Raw genomic sequence first — 19,123 nt, forward strand, 5'->3', positions numbered from 1 at the left:
TATGGGCACTCCCTTCTACACTGTTTGTAAGGGTGTATCCCGCGTCACCCGCGAGTAGACGTGAAGAGTTACCTCAAGGTAAACACGAGCCCCCTCCTGTCCGAGGGATTGCCGCCTCGGTGGGCCAACCAGACGCCGAGCCGGACGACTACCATCCCTCCGCACAGGAACGCCGGGAGTCCGAGTAGCGTCCCGAGCGGTGTGTTCAATCCGAGGCGGAGTCGTGTGACAGGTGGAAAGCCGGTCGTCTGCGGGTAGACGAGCATCGCGCCGTCCTCGGTCAATGCGCGAGCTAGTTGTCGGTTGCCTTCGACCTGCCACTGGCCGTTGGTGAGCAGGCTCGCATCGCCCACGACGATTACCTGCCCCGCTCCAACCGGCTCCGCGACCGCGACCGGGTAACTCCCCCGTGGTTCGGCCGCCCCGAGTTGCCCGTCGCCGTCGAGGTCACGCCCGGCCGGGGCCGACCACGCGAGAACCCGTCTCGTCGTGCCGTCGCTAGAGTCGGTGACGCCGAGCGGCTTCGCAGCGTTGACTTGGACACCGGTGAACCCAAGGGCGTCGTCACCCCCATCTGCCACGACAAACTGTGCGGGACTCACTGAGTCCTGCTCTGTCGTGAGGAGATACCCAGCCGCGAGTCGTGTCTCCACATCCAGCGCTGCGAGCAACTGGTTCGACCGTTCATCCTCGGTGAGTACCACGACTCGTCCCCCGCCGTCGAGATGACGGGTGAGCGCAGCCACGTCGGCGGTCGTCACGTCGCCACCGCCTCCGACTATGATTACCGTTTCCGGCGTCGCCTCGCCGTCTACACTGGTGTAGGATAGCACGAGGCCCTCACGGCTAGCATCGACGAGCCGACTCGTTCCCGCGTCACCGTGGTTGTACGGATCGAGGGGCGCATCCGTCGCGGTCAATGCTCCAACGAGCAACGCGAGTACGACGACGGCGAGTCCGGCGGCGAGCAGTGCAACCCACCGCTCGGTTCTGTACCGACTCACCCGAATACCCCGGACTCTCGAACGAGCCGCACTACCTCACTCGCCAACACGAGGGCGACAACAATACCTGCGCCCTGTACCACGCGCCGGACGCGCTGTTCCCACCCGCTTGCTGTTTCCGTCGGGAGCTGTAACTCCGCTACCACCGCACTCAGCACGTACACGACGATGAGATACGCCGGGAGAGACTCGACGCCCACCGCAGCCAGCCCGAGCAGTGCGCACCCGGACACGAGGAACTGAGCGAACAGGAACGACTCCTGTGATCTCGTGTAGCCGCCCGGGCTCCGCACTCGACTCAGCATCTATCACCAGCGACACCGCCCTCTATAGCAACGAGCGGGTATCCTCAAGGTAACACATCCGGATAGGGTTGAGCCGACTCCTTGGCTACTAATACCCCTCTCCATCGGGATGTATGAACAGGTCGAAACGCCGACTCCCCGATGTTGGTGGATTCATCCGCGAAACGGCTACCGCGATTCGTCGGGAGGGGGTGGCCGGACTCTCAGGGCCAGCCCGTACAGTCTATCACAAACTCCTCCAGCAGGGCTCTCGAATCACCCCTCCCGGTCGCTCGATATATGAGGCAGATTGGGACGTACTCGTCGTCCTCGATGCCTGTCGGTACGACCTGTTCGCCGCCGCCGTGTCGTCACCCGGCACCGACTTTGCGTTCATCGACCGTGGCTCACTCACGGCGACCCGTTCGGTGGAGAGTGCGACTCGCCTCTGGATGCGCCGCACGTTCGGCCCCGAGGTCGAGGGGGTCGAACAGACTCACTACGTCGTCGGGAGCCCGTGGTCGTCACAGCAACTCGATGAGTCGTGGTTCGCCTCGCTCGACCCCGTCTGGCAGGATGCGTGGGACGACGACCACGGGACGCTCCTGCCCGAAACAGTGACCGACCGGGCACTCGTCGCCAGCCGCGAGGTGGACTTCGACGCCGGAGAGCGACTCCTCGTCCACTACATGCAGCCACACTGCCCGTTCATCGACAGTCCAGATATTGCCACGCCCAAGGCGGCCGAGGGCTTTACTGACGCTGCCGAGCGTGACATCTGGACGCGACTACAGGCCGCCGAGGTAAGCCTCGAATCGGTTTGGAACGGCTACCGGGCCAACCTCGACCTCGCGCTGGCGGAGGTCGAGAGACTACTGCACGGCATCGACAGCGAGCGGGTGATCATCACCTCCGACCACGGCAACGCAATCGGGGAGTACGGCCTGTACGGTCACCCTGAGTCGATGCCGTTCGACTGCCTACGGGAGGTTCCGTGGTTCGAGACGACCGCCATCGACACGGGAGAACGCGCATCGAGCGAGCGTGTGCGCTCGGAACCCACGTCGGAGGAGCCGACCGATGATGACATCGAGGCCCGACTGCGGGCACTCGGCTACCGGTGATTCCTCATGAGCGAACACTTCCCCCACACCGACGCGGCGACGTTCGACGGCCAACACATCTGCTTCATCACCAACCTCTATCCACCGGAGACGATTGGTGGCGCCGAAACCTCCGTCCGAACGGTAGCAGAAGCACTCGTCGAACGTGACTACGAGGTGTCGGTCATCACGACGGCCACCAGCGACGATGCTCGGGCCGGCGATGGGTCGTTCTGCGAGCGACAGAACGGCGTCTCTGTCCACCGGTTCACACCGTGGAATCTCTACACGCCCTTCGAGTACCGCGAGCAACCCGGCTGGAAGAAGCCATTGATGCACCTGATCGACCTCTGGAATCCACAGGCCGGTCGGACGGTGGATCGCCTGCTCGGCACTCTCGCTCCCGACATCATCCACGTCCACAACTTCGGTGGGCTCTCACCGGCCGTCTTCCGCGCAGCGGCCGGCCACGCACCGGTCGTCCAGACGCTCCACGACTACCGTCTGCTCCACATCGACCCCGGGATGTTCGTCGCCGGGGCACAGCGGGAACTCGGCGGGTTGATGCGCCCGTTCCGTGCGTACAACCGGCGGACGGTCGAACCCTACCTCGACCGCGTGCTGGCCCCCTCACAGTTCATGATTGACCGGCACGAGCGGGCGGGGTTCTTCGAGGACACCCCGACGGCCGTGCTTCGCCTCGGGGTGTCCCGTGACGACCGTGCAACGCCCGGAGCTGTGGCCGACACACCGCGGATTCTCTTCGTCGGCCAACTCGCTCGCCCCAAAGGTGTGGACGTGCTACTCAATGGGCTTGCACACCTTGACTCGGACATCCGGGTGGACATCGTGGGGCGAGGAGAGGCCCGAGAGCAACTCGAAGTGCAGGCGGCTGGCGATGACCGGGTGACATTCCACGGCTTCGTGAGCGAGGCCGACCTCGCGGCGTTCTACCGGGAGGCGACCGTCACCGTCGTCCCGTCTCGCTGGAACGACAACTCTCCGATGGTGATTTACGAGTCACTGGCCCGGGCCACGCCCGTCGTCGGGAGCGACATGGGTGGGATTCCCGAACTCATCGACACGCCAGACGATGACGCACCAACGACGGGACGTGTCGTTCCGTCCGAAGACCCGGTCGCGTTGGCTACCGCTATCGAATCGGTCTGCCAGACGGCGCCGCACGTCGAGAGTCAGGCGGCATATGCACGGGCCGACGACTACACGCTTAGTACCCACCTCGACCGCCTGCTTGCCCACTACGCGGCCTGTTTCGATGAGCCTAGGGTCGGGGTGCCCGACACAGCGGACGGCAGGAGCGAGCGCACAGTACCGCAGAACGGGTCACCAGCGTCGATCCGCTGATGACGAGCGAGCGACCGCCCGAGGCAGAGACGGTATCCCCCTCACTCGGAGCAGTCGCGCTGTACCTCGGGCTGTATCTGCTCACCACCGTCATCGTCTTTCGCGCCGGCTCGCTCGTCCCCGAAATCGCCGGGTACATCTTGCTACTGGCGCTGTTCGTCATCCCCCTCGGACTGGCCGAACGAGGCCGCCTCGCGCCAGCGTGGGAGGTGTTCTTCCTGTTTGCGACGCCCTTGCTCCCTATCCTCATCGTCATCGACCCGTTCGAGACGGGGCTGTTCGGCTACGATGCCTATTCGTTCACCATCCCGGCGCTCGATTACCTCCGGAACGGTGCCTCGGTCGGCGCGTTCGTCAACGCCGATGGCGACTGGCCGGCCTTCTACGCCGTCGCCCTCGCGTTCCAGCAACTCTCCGGCGTCGATACCGGATTTCTGTCAAAGTATTTCCCGCTATTCGTCGTCGCCATCCCGTTCGTCGTCTACGCCGGGGTCGAACTCCTCGCCACTAGACGCATCGCGTTCTACACCGGGATGGCCGTCGCCTCGACCCGCACGCTCGTCCTGTTCGAGGTGAAGTTCGTCGACGAGACGATTGCGGTGTTGTTGTTCTTCACCGCCATCATCTATCTTGCACTTACAACACGCGAGCGTCGAGCAGTCGTCGGGCTCGCAGTCGTAATCGCCGGGTTGGCGCTGACACACCACGCCACCTCTGTCTTCTTCGGTATCCTGCTGGCGTGTATGCTCGGTGCGAGTCTCATCGAGCGAGTGCCACTTACGGGCGTGCTTGCCCGTCGCCTCCCCCCACAGCGGGGGACACCAATCGGTGTCGGTATGACCGGCACCGTCGTCGTGGTGTTCGGTGTCGGGGCCGTGTTCTTTTTTTTGGCCCCACAGGTGACGACGGAGCTGGTGAACACGGCTTACGGGGCACTGTTCGAGGGGCAACAGACCGCAGCCCCCGTCCAGTCCGGCGGAGGTGGCGGTATCTTCTCTGTGAGCGGGGTTCCACCCCGACAGCTCGTCTCCCGGGCGGCGATTCTGGTGTTCGCACTAATGGCCGCCGTGACGGCGCTCGGCGTCCTGACCCGGTACGATGCAGCCTACTGGGAGGTCGGGTGGGTCGGAGCGGCTGGTATCTTCGCGGTGCTGTATTTCGCCTCACTCGTCGGCGGCCGAGTCGTCCCTCTCGACCCGATTCGGATTCTGTTGTTCCTCGTGGCGACGATTACGCCACCGACGCTGAGTGTCATCTCGCGGTTTTACCTCCCGGCTCAACTGTCCCGGCTGGTGTCCAAACGACGCGGCGCCCACGTCATCCGGGGTACCGTTGCGGCCCTGATCGTGACTGCACTAATACTGACACAGGTGGCCGCGTTCGACCCGCACGTCCTCTATACGAACCCTGACGAGACGGTGATCGGAGAAGGCCACCACACGAGCGCCCAGTTCGGAGCGAGTCAGTGGACGGAGCGCCACTACTCGGGTGCGGTTCTCGGTGCCGAGCGGAGTCTCTGGGTCGCATACGACAACAACTATCGCAACCCGATCCACGGCGAGGGGGCGTGTGAATCGCTTCTGACCGTGTGGCGACCGGAGACTGGTGACGCTCGCCCAGCGGACGTGTCGGTTGTCTTCGACAGTGCGGACATTTCGCTGACCCGTTCGGGAGCCGAGCCGTACATCCCCGGGAAAGCCTCGAACACACAGGCATCACCGAACTACAACGCCGGGCCGCCGGAATGTGGCACGTTCGTCCGCTCGAAGTTCGCTAAAGGAGGCTAATGAGCGGGACTCGACTGCTGGTGGAGCCCAAGCGAGAAGATGGGGAATGTAACCCTCGGGTAACGTGACCGACTGGCTTCCGAGATACTCTGTGGTTGTGAGCGTTCCCCGAAACCTTCTGGTAACGAATGGAGGCCACCGACATCCTCGTTTCCGTCGTCCTGTGGGTCGTGTTGAGTCTCTACGTCGCCGGTAACCTCTACTGGGTGTATCAGGTCATAGCGAGAGTCGTGAGCTACAACCCGCCGCCGTTAGAGCATGGAGGCGACGCGGTCGAGGTTCGAATCGTGACTATCGGCAACGAGGCGGTCGTCGCTGAGACCGTCCGCAACCTCCCGACCGAACTCGACCGACGATACGTCATCTCGGAGGAGCCAATCGACGTCCCCGGTGCGGAGGTGTTAGTCGTCCCTGACGAGTTTGAATCCGAGGCTGTCAACAAAGGCAGAGCAATCGAGTGGGCACGCCAAGCCGTCCCCTGCCAGCGCGAGTACGTCCTCTATCTGGACGAGGACAGCCACATGACGGAGTTCGACGGACTCCCCGACAGTGACATCGTCCAGTTTACCGAGCAGCCACGACGGACAACCAGCCTTCTCACCCACCTGTGCGAGATTAACCGCATGGGCTTCCAGATCGAGCAACGAGGGTTCCAGTCGATTTCGATCCCGCTCTACACGTGGGGTGGCGGCGTAGCCATCCGTCGATCCATCGAGGAGCAGGTGACGTGGGAGTATCCGACGCTCATCGAAGATACCGTGTTCACTTGGCGAGCGTTCGTCAACCTGCCCGAGCAGCCGTCGTTCAGTGTCTTGCCGGAGAAGATATCAGGGCAGTCGCCGCCGAGTCTCTCCGCGATGATCCGACAGCGTCGCCGGTGGATCAGCGGTAGTCGAGAAGACAATACGCTTCTGTCGCTCGATCGGGTGATTATGTACGGGCTACGTGACCTCTCGTGGTCAGTCACGGGAGTCGTACCACTGTTCGTTATTCTCGGGAATCTTCCCGGTGTGGACGTGTTCGCGTGGCAGATACACCGAGCCGTGTCACTCGTGCTGCTCTCGTTCGTGTTTCTCTGGGTCGCCGTCGGTGTGAGGCAAGTCCGGCCGACGGCGAGGGTTGCGGTTCTCAGCCTCGTACTGGCCCCGATGACGAGCGTTCTCCACTCTGTTGGTGCGCTATGGGGCCTCGTCTCGCCTCCGGATTCATTCGACGTGACGGAAAAAGCGGATGAGACGTCGGATCAGGAGGCCACACAACGCTCGCAGCCCCTCTCGACCGATGATTGAACAACTAAGACGATCAAACGACCGCGACACGTTCCTCGGCGTCTTCCCCGGCGAGTCAGAGCGTCTCCGGACGCTTCGGGCGTTCAACTCGTGGCTGGAGTGCCCGCTAGACGTGGTCACGACCTTCATCAGAACGGATGTGCCGGCGTCATACCGGCAGGAATTCGTCCACCAGTACCTCACGGCAGTTGCTGATACAGGTCTCGTGCCGATCGTCACGTGGGAGCCGTTCGGATTTCCGAGCACGTCTTCGGACGCTCCCGTCCAATCGATCAACAACGGAAGCGTGGACGAGCATCTGTACGCATGGGGGGCCTTACTCCGGGCGTGGGTACTCGAGTCCCCCGATAGGGGACTGATTTTCCGGCCTGCTCACGAGATGAACGGTGCGTGGTATCCATGGAGCGCCGGCTACGGAACCACACCGACCGAGTACATCCGGATGTGGCGGACTCTCTCGGCAGTGTTCGACGACGTTGGTCTTCCAAGCGACCGGGTCGACTGGATGTGGTGTATCAACGCCACAGATGCCACTCGAACGTCCTCGTTCGACTATTTCCCCGGTGAGGAGTACGTCGACTGGGTCGGCGTGGATGGGTACAACTTCGGTGATAGCCAGCGGTGGAGTTCGTGGCAGTCACCCGCAACCGTGTTCAAGCAGGCACTGACCACTGTCAGAAACGAGACGCGAACACCGATTGCTATCCCCGAGACCGGCTGTTCATCAGCATACAATGGACATCGCAGTCCACGACGGAAGTCTCGGTGGATTCGTCGAGCGCTCGCGCTGTTCAGTAGATACGGGGTTGATTTACTCGGTTGGTTCAACATGACGAAAGAGACGGACTGGGGGGTTCTCGAACCAGTCTCCGCCGATGCTTCGACCCACCGAGAACGGGTGGTGCTAAATGAGCGACGGTACAACGTATACCCACAATTCCGTAACGCGCGGGCTCAGTTCCGGTGAGAATGCTCTGTTCGACTGGGTTACGACGATTCGCCAGAAAAAGAACCATCAGTTAGAGTGCAGGAGCGACGGATGATTCGCCAGTAGAGAGCATAGATACATCTTCATAAAGACGGAGTGCGTGCCGGACGAGTTTTATTTCCGTGTTCAGCGTGTCCCATGTTGCGGCAACGTTCCGAATCTCTCGAACGTCGGCAGCACTCAGGTCTTCCTCTTCTGCTAACCGCTCACGGAAGACTGTCAGTGAGTCCACTTCAAACTCTTCTTGAAGAGACTCGCGCTCCCGCTTGAGGTCTTCCAGCTCTGATTCGAGGCTTTCACGGCTGTTCTGTTTGATGAGGGCCATTATTTCATCAAGGAACAGCCGGACAGGGTCGAGTTCGTAGCCCTGCTGACCATCTACCTGTACCGACCGGACTCGGTTCTCCGCTTCGAGCCGCTCCAACTCCGAACTGGCCGTGTTGCGGGACACGTCCGCGCGGTCGGTGATTTCCACGACTGTAGCTGGCTGATCCAGTGTCTCAACGACGGCACGAACCCGTTCTCGGCCACTCATGTCTTCCGTCCATGAGCCCGGCGATGCTTCTGACATCGTACTCTCCCCTCTGTTCCAAGAGTTCAAATAATCTTTGGAAATTCATATATTTGAAATGGCTTCTACAACCACTCTGAAGAGGATGGAGCGGACGAGGAAGGCAGTTCACCAGTAAAATCAGCCCCCGCAACAAACACAGCAGGAGTAAGATGAGGTAAGGGTCACACTCAGAATACATATGGCTCTCACGAGTTTCGAGCGATTACTGATTATCAGTCGTCATCCAAAGGTGACGAATCTGTCACCTCCTTCCCCGACAGGGCCTCTCTGGTAGCCGAGGTCGTGGTAATCTCTTCCCGTATCTTGTCCTCGCCTTTCCATTTGATGTACTGATACCAGATACTGCTTGCGTCCGGTGACTTCTGATTCAGTCTCCGTCGCTGGCCGGATAGCCTCTCAAACTCGCTCTGAATCTTCTGAATATCAGCGTCATCAGAGGCGAGCGTAACCGTGAGAAAGTCCCGGTACTCATCGAACAACGAGTGGTACTCATTAGCTGATCGACGGAACTCTCCCGGCACGTCATCCAGATTAGTTGCTCTCCGACAGCCAGTAACTGCCGCAATAGCCAGAGCTGGAATAGCAATAAATCGGTTCGGCATCACACTCCAGAAGTTCGTAGCGAGAATGAGTGCGGCACAACCGAACATGGCTGTGTCGAGAAATAGAGAGAGGTTTCTGTAGAAGGTCGCCGCAGCGAAGTGTTGCTTGTAGGTGTAGCAGACTGACTCCGCCTTATTCTCCGAGCGATGCCGGATTCTGCCTCTAATGTCTGGCATCAATTAACATCCTCCCCGACTGCCTCGCCGTACTTTTCAGCTGCTCCCTCGCTGTCTCCGTCTTGACGACGGCTTCGAGCCTCGCGCATGTCTTCCCGCGCATCCTTGGCCTCACTGATGGCTTTTCGACGATGGTCTCTGCTCATGTGTGAATCCAACCTGTCCCCATTTACCGGGTCGCGAGTTCCCCGAGAGATTCGCCGAGGTAACTCCTCAACGAAGCCCTCGGTGAGTTTCGTGGTTGAGGCCTGCTTGTCAGGATGATTGTGTACGTAGTCGTAAGCCATCACCTCCATGTGGTAGGAACTGACCGGTATGTCACGGTTCTCTCTGATTTTCTTCGCCACTCGAGCGACCTTCTGTAGATTGCCTCCCCGGGCCTCATCAACCGCTTCGAACCGCTGTTTGTACCCTCGCGGGTTCGTCTGTACCCACGATCTCCCCTCGTTGTAAGTATCCGGAATTTTGTAACCCCCAGCACCATCTCGAAACGCGGGTGCCACATCCACAGTAAAGTCGTGGAACTGCACGCTGACGACGTTCCGGTCAATGCTCACCTCGGAGTTGGGGTAGTTCTTGTTGAGCGCACGCTTGACTGCGCGTAGACTATTCCGTGACCCATTTTCTCCCTGTTCCCAGTCTCCATGCTCGGTTCTATCTAAGACGAACATCACGTCTGTATCCGAGTCTTCGGTGAGGGGGCCGACCATCGTACCCCTAGTGAACGACCCGAACTGGTGGCTTTCTTCGATCTCCAACTCATCTTTCAGCGCCTGTTCTAACCGCTCTCGGCGCTCTTCTATCGTCTTCCCTTGGCGAACTGTTGGGCCGGTGTCCTCAGCGAAGTCATCTAACTGAGTCTGTCTCCCCTCCGTCTCCGCTTGCTCGTCCTCTTCACCATCCTCCTCACTGGTGTAGCCGGGAGGAGCAATGTCAGTCCCCATCAGGCCCACCCCTTCATGCTACCAAAGGCAGACAGAGGCTGCTGGCTGATTGACAGGGCCGAGTTCAGTTCTGCACTCCACTTCCTGTAGCGGTGAGTAGCCACGGAAAGAGACGAATCCCGTGGGTCTATTTTACGCCGCCACCTCTGACCTGCGGCCCCGGTCACAGAGGGCGGGAAGTCGGACAACTTATTCTCAGACTGGAACCCAATGAGCATCATGTCGTCTGGATCGTATTCGGCTGCGATGCGGTGAACGCGAGCGAGAAGCGCCTGATACCGATACCCGTACGAGAAATACTGGACGCAGTAGAATGCAATCTGTGTCCAGTCCAACTCGTTGAACACCTCATAGCAGAGCCCCCGCTCATACGAAGTCGTGCCCTTCACCAGCGGAATCACGTCAATGCCTGCTTCACGGAACTGCGGAGCGAACTCTTTCAAATCCGCCACATAGACCCGAATCGTCTCAAGCCGTTTCGAGCGATGGTCTGTGTTGTACACGGGCCGGTCAAAGGGGACAACTGCATCCGCATCGACCCGTTCTGCAAGTCTTAGTTCCCGCTCAGGGAACCACTCCTCACACCTCTCATCGTCCATCGTGGACGTCAAGATAACACGGGCGTCCACCTCAGCAAGGTCTACACCCCGCTGCTCCAGTAAGCGAGCATGGCGCAGGTTGAGCATGACCGACTCAATCTCGTCCACCTCAGAGGCGATTCTCAGTTGCTCACGCTTCGCCTCAATTCGAGGTATCGCTCCGGTGAAACAGCTACTCTGCATCGCCCACCCCTCTTATTCCGGATAGACCTCCTCGCCTCATATCGCGTTACAGCACGACCGACGTTGCCGGGGGGTATATAACGGGGTTGACACCACTCGGTTTATTGTGTTATAAACACATGTAGATAATGTTTTGAGTAGCAACCACAATAGTGGTTGTAACTGTGCCAGACACTTACGACCTTGATGAGTCGCTTCAGACCATCATGGATTGGGGAAAATACGAGGCAGCTGCCTATCGAGTCCTCGTCCGGTATGGGCCTTTAGAAGCATCTGACGTGGTCGTCCGCGCGGATATTCCACAGGGCCGGGTCTACGATATTCTGAACAGCCTATACAATCAGGACGCCGTGGTCAAACGGGGAATTCAGCCTACCGAATACGACGCTCAGAGTCCGCGCAAACTAATCGAACCGAACAAGCAGAAATTTGAGAACATGGCAGTTGAGGCGATTGAAGCACTGGAGCCTGCCTACTCTATGAATCTCGAGACTGAGTCGCATCCAGCGTGGGTCACGACCGGCATTGGAGATACTTCAACGAAGGCCCGAGAACTGTTCGATGAGGCTGATGAGCGAATTTGGATACTGGAGCGTTCTTTCTGGCTATCTTCGCCTGATACTGAGTTGCTACAGAGGAAGGCTGAAGCGGGAGTTGATGTGCGAATCGTTGGTTGGAGCGGAAGGCAGGGACTCCGTGAGATGCCTCGTGAGGTTCCGGGTGCAGAGTTCCGAGAGGCTAGCGAGGTGGAAACGTCGTTCTACGTTAGTGACGACGGCACCGTTCTAATCAATCTGAATCAGGGTGAAACAGGGCTGCTGTTCCACGATGTGGCCACAGCAACTATTTTCACTCAGCACTTTGAGTCGATATACAGGACGGCAGAGGAGGTAGAACTATAATGCACAGAAAACTGCTCCCGATGGCACTCCTCCACGCCTGCGGTGGGGATCAGATCGAGGGCAGAACCCGGCTCCAGAAACTCGTCTTCCTAATGGAGCAGGAATTGGATGAAGAAGCCAAGACCGCGCTAAATCTACCAGACTACAATTTCATCCCATACGACTACGGCCCGTTCTCGAAAGCTCTCTACGACGACTTGGACTCATTAGAGGAAGACGGCCTGATTCGCGTTGAAGAAGAAGATATGGCGGACGGGAAAGTCAAGTATACCTACCAACTGACGGACGATGGTAAGTCGTGGGTCGATCAGCGACTACCACAGGATGCCCCAAACTCGGTTCGCGAACGAGCTGAGGCACTAAAATCCGAATTCAATGGTGTTCTGCTTTCTGATCTCATAGACACCGTTTACGCCGAATACCCCAAGTACGCAGAGAATAGCGTGTGGTAGCGAGAATCTGTATAGCTCTGCTTAAGTGGTGGGGTTTGTGAAAAGAACAACACCGAAGTGAGGTCGGTTATGATACAGTGTCGCTATTTTAGAACGGGGCTCGGATTCTCTGGCAGCATTATTAGGGCTACTTAGTCCAAGATATTACTGACGAGGGATCGAGGAGTGTCTCCACGGATACGCCGATGTAGAGCAACAGCCTGCCGCTCGGTCAGTGAGGCAATCAAATCTGCGACGAAACGGGCACGCGGCACGTCACGATCTCTATACCCCTTGAGCCTCTCTCTATATGGCGATGGTATCGCACTTTGCGGCTGTACCTCCGGTGCAGATTGAGAATAAAATTCCTCGAATAGCTCCCTGACGACACGCTTCTGCCCCAACTGTTGTTGCATTAGACCGCTGTTGGTGATGACGTAGAACTTCGTCAGGTGTTTCAGAATTTCTATCTGCTGCTGAACGACTTCCAGCGCCTTCATGTCATATAGTCCGCTGTCAAGTGGCTCTAGCTCGACGTATGGTGTTCCATCAGTATCCTTCCCTTCCAAATATCTAGATACTAGCATTGACACAAACTTGTTCAGCGCAATGCGGTCTTCATCCGAACCTGCGAACCGGGTATACAGGCTGGAGTCGAAGTTTTTAGACTCTGTTAGCCCACGGAAGAACTCCTCAACGCCGATTTCTAGTTCGCCAACTTCATACTCGAACGAGTCTGCGTCCACGAGGAAATCCATGAATTGGTTTATTTCTTCCCGTGAAGCTGTCTGGTACTCATCCTCGGTAGTGACTTCTAAGAATATTCGATTAAGCGGAATCAGTCCTGCTCGGTAGAAGTCAGCAGTATCATGGAGTGCATAGGTGAGATCGTCCGCGAAGTCCATAATTTGTGCCTCTAGTGTCTTCTCTCCATCTCGTTCTGGTGGCAACGGTTCTCGAGCGAATTTGAAGGCGTCCTCATCATCCGGGTAATAGCCCCATTTTGAGTCGTTTGCCTTCCTACTCCACGGATATTTCAACGTAGCATTCAGAGTCGCTCGGGTCAGCTCCAGTCCCCTCGGTGACTTGTGATTCGCGAGTCTGGTGATTATCCTGAATGATTGTGCGTTCCCCTCAAACCCGATTGTCCGTCCACATGACTCCGTTTTCTTAGTGACCAAGTCGTCTAATAGAGTCTCAATGGCGTGACCGAACGGGGGATGTCCAATGTCATGAGCATGTGCGGCTGCTTGTACGACGAAGGGGTCTAGACAATGGTATAGGGAATCTTCTCGCTCAGTCGGTTGGCCACAGACTCCGGGATCGACGTTATTCCGTATCATCAAGACCCGAGAAAGTGCATCACCAACCTGTGCTACCTTCAGCGAGTGGGTGAGGCGGTCGTGGTAGAGAGCCGATTCGTCGGCCCGTGCGACCTGTGTAACGTTCTTTAAACGCCGGAATTCACGCGCATATCTCAGCCGGTCACGATCCTGCCTACTGTGAGAGCGAAACCGCGGCTCTTCCTCAGTCGTTTGCCTATTGTGGCGCTCTGTCCTCTCTTTGTGAGAAAGTAGATTAGACATCGAGTGTGGCCTGCGAGCGATTCACTCAGCCTGTGGGCCAGTAAGAATTCGATAGCTGAAATCGGCTGAAGAACCCAACTCATGTTCTTCATCAATCTCGTTCACGATTTCTCGGGCCTGCTCTCGGGTCACCCCAAGCTCATCTGCCATCTCAGGAATCCGTATACCCCCTGAGCGCTGTAATAACTCGCGGGCCTCGTGTAGCGTTTCGGGTGATATGCTGGTCATTTCTCCTTACAGACTCCGTTGGAACGACGAATAGTTAATACTTTACTACGGTTTGAGATACGCCGGTATTGTGGGTTCTTAACTCGTAAATTTTCACTTTGGACTCAGAAACGCCGCATGTATGGGTTTTATTGAATCAAAAATCTCCGTCCGATAGATGTGATTTGCCTAACGAGCAGATGTCTTACCGACTTCTGAGACGCTACTCTACAGGGTTCCAGACTGCTTTTAAATCCTCTCATATCTATGCCGATTAGAATCTCAGGGATACAGCGAGGACGTCTACTCGGCGTCCCAACCCACACTCGCAGCACTTCTCACCGTTATGTACCTGTCTGAGAGACCACCTGATGAGGTCACACAGAATGCACAACTTGTCCTCATTCCAGAGAGACCTGCTCATAACCGTGGCGGGTATGGGCCCGATTAGCGGTACCGAGATCAAAGATCACATCGAGGAACGATGGGGTGAAGAAGTCAACCACAGCCGCCTCTACCCGAATCTCGAAGATTTAGCGATGATGAACCTCATCCGCATCAATAAGAACACTGGTGGGCGGCACAATCACTACAGCGTCATGCCGATGGGGGAGCGGAATATCACCTCATACCGCGAGTGGGAGTCAAATCATTTAGACGAAGAGGAGGATGCAGAGCGCGAAGAAAATGACGAAATAGAGTAGAGGGGGGACAAGAGCCTTCTATCGACGACTTACAGTGGAAATGTGGGGGGTGTTCGGGAATGTTGTTGTCGAGAAAGGTACGTGGCGCGCCAAGGAGCGCCGCTTCTGACGACACGACCGACTCAACCACAGCCTTGACGAGAGAATCATACCTCCCAAGCAATCTGAGGGGGACTATATCCTCCTGAACACCTACTTCACGCTGCGAGTAACGTGTGGTCGCTCTCGGCGTTCTCCACTTACATTCGCAACGAACCTCATCAGGGCTCTGCTTGGACAGCGCACAGGATACATTCAACCGAGGTAGTCTGATCAAGATCCCTGTTTGGTCCGTTCACACAGAGGTATGCGCCACTAATCAGAACAGACTATTTTCCAACCTCGAAGCCTCCAAAGGATACTTGCAATAGGGGATTGACAAGAATACGTGGACTGTAAGAATATCTCTGTAGACCAGACTAAGCGGGAGCCTGAGTACACCCGAAGTAATGCAATCCCAAAACAAGATTCGGAATACCGATATCTGTTAACTCGCCACTGGGATGATACACGCCCTACCGTCTGTTATATCGGACTGAACCCTAGCACGGCAACGGCAAGTGACAGTGACCCTACGATGACTAAACTGGCAACCGCTGCTAACATGATGGGGTTCGGGGGCATGCTGCTGGTGAATCTGTTCCCTGTCCGCAGTCCAAATCCATCAGATATTGATCGGCATGACTCCCCGAAAGGAAGCGATGCGGACAGTTATATTGAAGACGCAGTCGACAGCGCAGAAGCCGTGTTTGCCGTTTGGGGCGGCAAAGGAAAACAATATACCGACCGGATCGCAGAGGTGATCGATATTATCGATAAGCCAGTATGCGTCTTGGATTATAATAAGGATGGAAGCCCGCTCCATGGGGGCGCTCGTGGAGAGTTCTACAATCGGCTATCACCACAACCGTACTCTCTGTAGTGGATTCCAGTCGCTTTGTAGACTCCAGTAATCAAGTCAAAATCATAGCCCCAGTCGTGCTGTGAGGAGCTGACCGTTTGCTCTGTGTTGATATACACTGACACATCTTTAGCGATATTACCAACTCTAAGTAGGTCTGCCTCTAGTCCTTCGAGTCGTCCCGCTCTACGTACACCGGTGTGACACAGATGATGCCATCCTCTCCTTCGAGCAAGAGCCGCGGGACGGTCTTGTGGAGGGTGTAGTCGTCGGTGTTGTAATGCCCGCCACCACTCAGCACTCGCAGGGCAACTTCGACGTATTCGGCGTGCCAGACAGCCCACACCTTCATACCGTCCAAGTCCATCGGCCGGTCGCTCACGACGAAATCGAACTCCTCACGGAAATCCTCACCAAACTGCTCATTCCATACGGTGTAGGTATCCGGAATCGTGATTTCACCCTGTTTGCGCTCTTCGATATACTCGTCCACGCCCCCGACAACCCATCCGATCCGCCCCGGAGTCAGTGTGAACCCAGCTGCCCCGCCCCATGAGGGGAGAAAGACTAAAGCGCCACTCGTCTTCGGCCGCCGTCGGAATGTTGCGTTCTCGAAATTCGGTGCGAGGTCGACCATCCGGCTCAGGTCGAACCCTCCTTCTGCCGTAATTCCTGTTGCTCGCGGGTCAAAATGGTCGGCAGTCATCGGAATACCTCGTGGTGATCCGGGGTGTCGTGATGTGTCGCCTGTCGAAACACACCGACTGTACTCGTGCAAGGATGCGACCCTGTTCCGCTCTCTCCGTTTGGTTGCGTCCTCATATGAACTGTTCACAGACATCCCGCATAAGCGCTTGGGGCTTCAACCGGCTAATGTGGATTAACAACGTCTCTATGCCTCGAAACCCCTACTTCCGATACTTCCAGTTCGTTCCATACTTCCGATTCTTGTGCTGGCTTGGCTGTTGTCGTCTTGCGCCCTTAGAACGTGCAATAAAGGCTTGTGGCGTCATGGTAGCCCCATGACACTCCCGTAAGAGTACAGAGGAATAACACTTCTCGCTCCCCACTGTCGGTGGCCAGAAGCCCCGTGCCACCGGAATCCGATCTGATACTGACTCCCGCCAGATTACTGTTTCCGGATAGGCGATGAACTCACCCACCCACTCCTCTCGACGCTGACAGACACCCGGAACCCGGCCCCATTCTCACCCCTCTGTTGAAATCGGGCCGGGGTGTAGGGTCTACTATTGACGTTATTTTCGGGGAAGTGTGTGATATGTCTGCTCACAAGTGTCCTCGGGTATCTTGTCAAAGATGTCCGTGGAAACAGAAGTAGCCACAAACCCTTATCAGGGAAGTGACTATAGTTCCGAGTATGGGAGAAATCACGCACAACACACACAAAATCGACGAAGAGAGTCAGCGACTCGCCGGAGAACTGTATCGGGAAGGGTCGCTGACGACGAGCGACGTGCGCGAACTGCTCGCGTGTAAGAACGGCAAAGCCAACGGGAAGATAGACCAGCTAGTCCGACCGGGGTTCGCAGAGGCGCCCACTCCGGAGAAGAAGCCCGGAGAGCCATGGCCGCCGAAGGAAATCGAACTGACCGAGCGGGGGCGTCGGTGGGTGGAGAAGCACCGTCTGCACGAGGAGACGCCCGGTAGCGTCGAAGATCGCATGGACGCTATCGAGAGCCGTCTCAATCGAGTTGAGGAACGCCAGCGACAGATTATCCGGATACTTCGGGGTGGCGAGTCGGCTGCCTACCCGACCGTCCCGCAGGCGGTCGCTGGCGTGTACGGTATTAATCGGTTCCTTAGCGACAGTGTTGACGAGTTCGACGGGGAACTCCCCGACAATATCGAGCGGCGGATGAAAGACTTAGAAGAAGATTTAGACGGGTTATAAATGAGTTATAAAAGACTACGCAACATATCTGGCTTCGACAGACGTTTTGCATATTCTGGGTATTTATCTGAGTCAACTTCCGGATACTCAGCATCTCTAGTCCAGTCGACACTCTCACGATACCGTCGATCCAACTCAACAATACCCTCGACGAGCGAACCCTCTGGCAGTCCCCCGCAAGCAAAGGTAAACAACTCTGCACGAACTCGTGGATACACATACGTACTCTCGTCGGAAGTTGTGTAAACCTCTTTTCGATACTCTCGATAAACCGCTTCAAAGCCGTCTCTGACGCCCTCTGGACGCTCGTCCGTCCATATCGAGTCGAGTGGCTCGTAGTCGGGTTCCTCAGCGTCGTCAGCGGTGTCGTCGGGCCGCTCATCGCCCATCTCGCCACCGTCGTCGGTGGGCGATGAACTCCCGTCAGCGACCGTCTCGTTACTTTCGCTCTTCTGGTCAGACTGCTTTTCCGTTGCTACCGATTCAGGGAGTTCATCGAACATACGACGGGCGTCGGCTGCCAGTCGCTCCCCCTTCGTCGCATGTTGCTCAAGTGCGTCAATCGCGTCCATACAGCGATAGAACTCGTTGTCTAACTCAGCCCGCGACTCTGCTTCCCCGAGTATATCCAATACGGTCTGCGCATACCTCACAAAGGCAGCGTCAGTCGCGGTCTGCCCATCTCCACGGAGAATTTTCACCCCCGAATCCGGGTAGTCAACGCCAGTACCGGAGAGGTTCTTCGCCGGAACCAGTTGGGACAGTACCCTTTCAGTCCACGACTGACGCTTGTGGTCGCTATTAAGTTGGTTCTTCAACGTCGTCCGGATACGATCTCTATCATTCGCAGACCACAACTCCCTACGAAGTCCCGCACGGAACAGGGGGAGCTGCGTCGATCCGAGAGTAGTATTCCGTAGCCGCTTGGATAGCGTCGGACATGTCTAAGCACATCTCGACTCCCCTGTCAGCAGCTTCGCAAACATCCTCAGCCTGCGATTTCGATAATCTCTCGTTGGGATACTGCGGGGTAGAGACTTCCGCCAACTCAGCTGGCGTGTACCAGTCCGGGTACTCATTGGCGTCAGTAGATTTACTACCAGTCGACGTACTGACTGATGTAACCACGCCGCCCCCACCGTCAGGGGTGGCTTCTTCCGCGATCTCACCGTCACCAGAGCTGTCTTTCTTTTTTCTCAGAGAATCAGGGTGGCCCCTTCTTTCCGAAGTGCCCGTATCTCAGCAAGAATCTCCGCGTTCGTCGCCGCCGCGAGTTCTGAATCTCGGGTACGCACATACCCGAGCATGAGAGATTCGACAGTTCGGCCCAACTCGCCGCGCAGCTTCCCGTTCTCTTCCCGCACTGCGTCGCGGAAGCGGTCGCACACGTCAGCGTCCACTTTGACGCTAAAGGTCGTAGTGTCGGTCATTACTGTATATCACGTTATACAACTCCAAGTAATATAAGTGGCGTGCGTAATACTACCATCAGTAAGATAATCAGATAACAAACCAAATAACTCAAATCAGAAATGTAAACTA

The 19,123-nt window shown here is 57.1% G+C and carries 20 protein-coding genes; 10 read left to right on the forward strand and 10 right to left on the reverse strand.

Annotated elements, in window-relative coordinates; all coding sequences use genetic code 11:
- Positions 1-68 precede the first annotated feature (68 nt).
- The gene (locus N0B31_RS22265) at positions 69-1,004 is read right to left on the reverse strand and encodes a DUF4350 domain-containing protein (protein WP_260644084.1); all 936 of its coding nucleotides are present in this window, start codon (positions 1,002-1,004) and stop codon (positions 69-71) included.
- Positions 1,001-1,309: a DUF8044 family membrane protein gene (locus tag N0B31_RS22270; protein ID WP_260644085.1), complete on the reverse strand. Its 309-nt coding sequence runs from the start codon at positions 1,307-1,309 to the stop codon at positions 1,001-1,003. The genes N0B31_RS22265 and N0B31_RS22270 overlap by 4 nt, the downstream gene beginning before the upstream one ends.
- A gap of 407 nt (positions 1,310-1,716) precedes the next feature.
- On the opposite strand from N0B31_RS22270, the gene N0B31_RS22275 reads away from it, so the two are divergent.
- From N0B31_RS22275 to N0B31_RS22295, 5 genes are all read left to right on the forward strand, one after another.
- Positions 1,717-2,412 (forward strand): alkaline phosphatase family protein, encoded by a 696-nt coding sequence (locus tag N0B31_RS22275; protein WP_260644086.1) that lies wholly within the window; start codon positions 1,717-1,719, stop codon positions 2,410-2,412.
- Positions 2,413-2,418: 6 nt separating this feature from the next.
- Positions 2,419-3,756 carry a glycosyltransferase family 4 protein gene (locus tag N0B31_RS22280; RefSeq protein WP_260644087.1) on the forward strand — a complete coding sequence of 446 codons (1,338 nt, stop codon included), beginning with the start codon at positions 2,419-2,421 and terminating at the stop codon, positions 3,754-3,756.
- Positions 3,756-5,543, forward strand: a complete 1,788-nt coding sequence (locus N0B31_RS22285) for a hypothetical protein (protein WP_260644088.1) — start codon at positions 3,756-3,758, stop codon at positions 5,541-5,543. The genes N0B31_RS22280 and N0B31_RS22285 overlap by 1 nt, the downstream gene beginning before the upstream one ends.
- 128 nt (positions 5,544-5,671) lie before the next feature.
- Positions 5,672-6,832 carry a glycosyltransferase family 2 protein gene (locus tag N0B31_RS22290; protein WP_260644089.1) on the forward strand — a complete coding sequence of 387 codons (1,161 nt, stop codon included), beginning with the start codon at positions 5,672-5,674 and terminating at the stop codon, positions 6,830-6,832.
- Positions 6,825-7,799 (forward strand): glycoside hydrolase family 26 protein, encoded by a 975-nt coding sequence (locus tag N0B31_RS22295; RefSeq protein WP_260644090.1) that lies wholly within the window; start codon positions 6,825-6,827, stop codon positions 7,797-7,799. The genes N0B31_RS22290 and N0B31_RS22295 overlap by 8 nt, the downstream gene beginning before the upstream one ends.
- A 52-nt stretch (positions 7,800-7,851) precedes the next feature.
- Here the strand turns inward: N0B31_RS22295 and N0B31_RS22300 are convergent, their stop codons facing one another.
- From N0B31_RS22300 to N0B31_RS22315, 4 genes are all read right to left on the reverse strand, one after another.
- Complete coding sequence (locus N0B31_RS22300; protein ID WP_260644091.1) at positions 7,852-8,355, reverse strand: winged helix-turn-helix domain-containing protein; 504 nt, start codon at positions 8,353-8,355, stop codon at positions 7,852-7,854.
- Positions 8,356-8,606: 251 nt separating this feature from the next.
- Positions 8,607-9,173, reverse strand: coding sequence for a hypothetical protein (locus N0B31_RS22305; RefSeq protein ID WP_260644092.1), 567 nt, complete (start codon positions 9,171-9,173; stop codon positions 8,607-8,609).
- The gene (locus N0B31_RS22310; protein ID WP_260644093.1) at positions 9,173-10,117 is read right to left on the reverse strand and encodes a CBASS oligonucleotide cyclase; all 945 of its coding nucleotides are present in this window, start codon (positions 10,115-10,117) and stop codon (positions 9,173-9,175) included. Before N0B31_RS22310 ends, N0B31_RS22305 begins: the two co-directional genes overlap by 1 nt.
- Positions 10,117-10,899 (reverse strand): hypothetical protein, encoded by a 783-nt coding sequence (locus N0B31_RS22315; protein WP_260644094.1) that lies wholly within the window; start codon positions 10,897-10,899, stop codon positions 10,117-10,119. Before N0B31_RS22315 ends, N0B31_RS22310 begins: the two co-directional genes overlap by 1 nt.
- A gap of 164 nt (positions 10,900-11,063) precedes the next feature.
- On the opposite strand from N0B31_RS22315, the gene N0B31_RS22320 reads away from it, so the two are divergent.
- Together N0B31_RS22320 and N0B31_RS22325 are read left to right on the forward strand one after the other, a co-directional pair.
- Positions 11,064-11,801 (forward strand): TrmB family transcriptional regulator, encoded by a 738-nt coding sequence (locus N0B31_RS22320; RefSeq protein WP_260644095.1) that lies wholly within the window; start codon positions 11,064-11,066, stop codon positions 11,799-11,801.
- Positions 11,801-12,253, forward strand: coding sequence for a PadR family transcriptional regulator (locus N0B31_RS22325; protein ID WP_260644096.1), 453 nt, complete (start codon positions 11,801-11,803; stop codon positions 12,251-12,253). Before N0B31_RS22320 ends, N0B31_RS22325 begins: the two co-directional genes overlap by 1 nt.
- Positions 12,254-12,384: 131 nt before the next feature.
- On the opposite strand, the gene N0B31_RS22330 is transcribed toward N0B31_RS22325, so the two are convergent.
- Positions 12,385-13,818, reverse strand: a complete 1,434-nt coding sequence (locus N0B31_RS22330) for a deoxyguanosinetriphosphate triphosphohydrolase family protein (protein WP_260644097.1) — start codon at positions 13,816-13,818, stop codon at positions 12,385-12,387.
- Between the two features lie 593 nt (positions 13,819-14,411).
- On the opposite strand from N0B31_RS22330, the gene N0B31_RS22335 reads away from it, so the two are divergent.
- Together N0B31_RS22335 and N0B31_RS22340 are read left to right on the forward strand one after the other, a co-directional pair.
- Positions 14,412-14,729, forward strand: a complete 318-nt coding sequence (locus N0B31_RS22335; RefSeq protein ID WP_260644098.1) for a helix-turn-helix transcriptional regulator — start codon at positions 14,412-14,414, stop codon at positions 14,727-14,729.
- Between the two features lie 427 nt (positions 14,730-15,156).
- Positions 15,157-15,690 carry a DUF1643 domain-containing protein gene (locus N0B31_RS22340; RefSeq protein WP_260644099.1) on the forward strand — a complete coding sequence of 178 codons (534 nt, stop codon included), beginning with the start codon at positions 15,157-15,159 and terminating at the stop codon, positions 15,688-15,690.
- A gap of 142 nt (positions 15,691-15,832) precedes the next feature.
- Here the strand turns inward: N0B31_RS22340 and N0B31_RS22345 are convergent, their stop codons facing one another.
- Positions 15,833-16,375 (reverse strand): hypothetical protein, encoded by a 543-nt coding sequence (locus N0B31_RS22345; RefSeq protein ID WP_260644100.1) that lies wholly within the window; start codon positions 16,373-16,375, stop codon positions 15,833-15,835.
- A gap of 672 nt (positions 16,376-17,047) precedes the next feature.
- On the opposite strand from N0B31_RS22345, the gene N0B31_RS22350 reads away from it, so the two are divergent.
- A complete protein-coding gene (locus N0B31_RS22350) occupies positions 17,048-17,581 on the forward strand; it encodes a hypothetical protein (protein WP_260644101.1) in 534 nt (177 codons plus the stop codon).
- 5 nt (positions 17,582-17,586) lie between these two features.
- Here N0B31_RS22350 and N0B31_RS22355 read toward each other — a convergent pair whose 3' ends face one another.
- Both N0B31_RS22355 and N0B31_RS22360 read right to left on the reverse strand, forming a co-directional pair.
- The gene (locus N0B31_RS22355; protein WP_260644102.1) at positions 17,587-18,399 is read right to left on the reverse strand and encodes a hypothetical protein; all 813 of its coding nucleotides are present in this window, start codon (positions 18,397-18,399) and stop codon (positions 17,587-17,589) included.
- 378 nt (positions 18,400-18,777) lie between these two features.
- Entirely contained in the window at positions 18,778-19,011 is a 234-nt protein-coding gene (locus N0B31_RS22360; protein WP_260644103.1) for a hypothetical protein, read from the reverse strand.
- Between the last annotated feature and the right edge of the window lie 112 nt (positions 19,012-19,123).

The organism is Salinirubellus salinus, assembly GCF_025231485.1.
Classification (GTDB): Archaea; Halobacteriota; Halobacteria; order Halobacteriales; family Haloarculaceae; genus Salinirubellus; species Salinirubellus salinus.

What these genes read in the sequence shown, in the direction of transcription:
- N0B31_RS22270 (WP_260644085.1), bottom strand. Translation starts at nt 1,309, where the DNA reads ATGCTGAGTCGAGTGCGGAGCCCGGGCGGCTACACGAGATCACAGGAG.
- N0B31_RS22280 (WP_260644087.1), top strand. Translation starts at nt 2,419, where the DNA reads ATGAGCGAACACTTCCCCCACACCGACGCGGCGACGTTCGACGGCCAA.
- N0B31_RS22285 (WP_260644088.1), top strand. Translation starts at nt 3,756, where the DNA reads ATGACGAGCGAGCGACCGCCCGAGGCAGAGACGGTATCCCCCTCACTC.
- N0B31_RS22290 (WP_260644089.1), top strand. Translation starts at nt 5,672, where the DNA reads ATGGAGGCCACCGACATCCTCGTTTCCGTCGTCCTGTGGGTCGTGTTG.
- N0B31_RS22295 (WP_260644090.1), top strand. Translation starts at nt 6,825, where the DNA reads ATGATTGAACAACTAAGACGATCAAACGACCGCGACACGTTCCTCGGC.
- N0B31_RS22300 (WP_260644091.1), bottom strand. Translation starts at nt 8,355, where the DNA reads ATGAGTGGCCGAGAACGGGTTCGTGCCGTCGTTGAGACACTGGATCAG.
- N0B31_RS22305 (WP_260644092.1), bottom strand. Translation starts at nt 9,173, where the DNA reads ATGCCAGACATTAGAGGCAGAATCCGGCATCGCTCGGAGAATAAGGCG.
- N0B31_RS22310 (WP_260644093.1), bottom strand. Translation starts at nt 10,117, where the DNA reads ATGGGGACTGACATTGCTCCTCCCGGCTACACCAGTGAGGAGGATGGT.
- N0B31_RS22315 (WP_260644094.1), bottom strand. Translation starts at nt 10,899, where the DNA reads ATGCAGAGTAGCTGTTTCACCGGAGCGATACCTCGAATTGAGGCGAAG.
- N0B31_RS22325 (WP_260644096.1), top strand. Translation starts at nt 11,801, where the DNA reads ATGCACAGAAAACTGCTCCCGATGGCACTCCTCCACGCCTGCGGTGGG.
- N0B31_RS22330 (WP_260644097.1), bottom strand. Translation starts at nt 13,818, where the DNA reads ATGTCTAATCTACTTTCTCACAAAGAGAGGACAGAGCGCCACAATAGG.
- N0B31_RS22335 (WP_260644098.1), top strand. Translation starts at nt 14,412, where the DNA reads ATGCACAACTTGTCCTCATTCCAGAGAGACCTGCTCATAACCGTGGCG.
- N0B31_RS22345 (WP_260644100.1), bottom strand. Translation starts at nt 16,375, where the DNA reads ATGACTGCCGACCATTTTGACCCGCGAGCAACAGGAATTACGGCAGAA.
- N0B31_RS22350 (WP_260644101.1), top strand. Translation starts at nt 17,048, where the DNA reads ATGGGAGAAATCACGCACAACACACACAAAATCGACGAAGAGAGTCAG.
- N0B31_RS22360 (WP_260644103.1), bottom strand. Translation starts at nt 19,011, where the DNA reads ATGACCGACACTACGACCTTTAGCGTCAAAGTGGACGCTGACGTGTGC.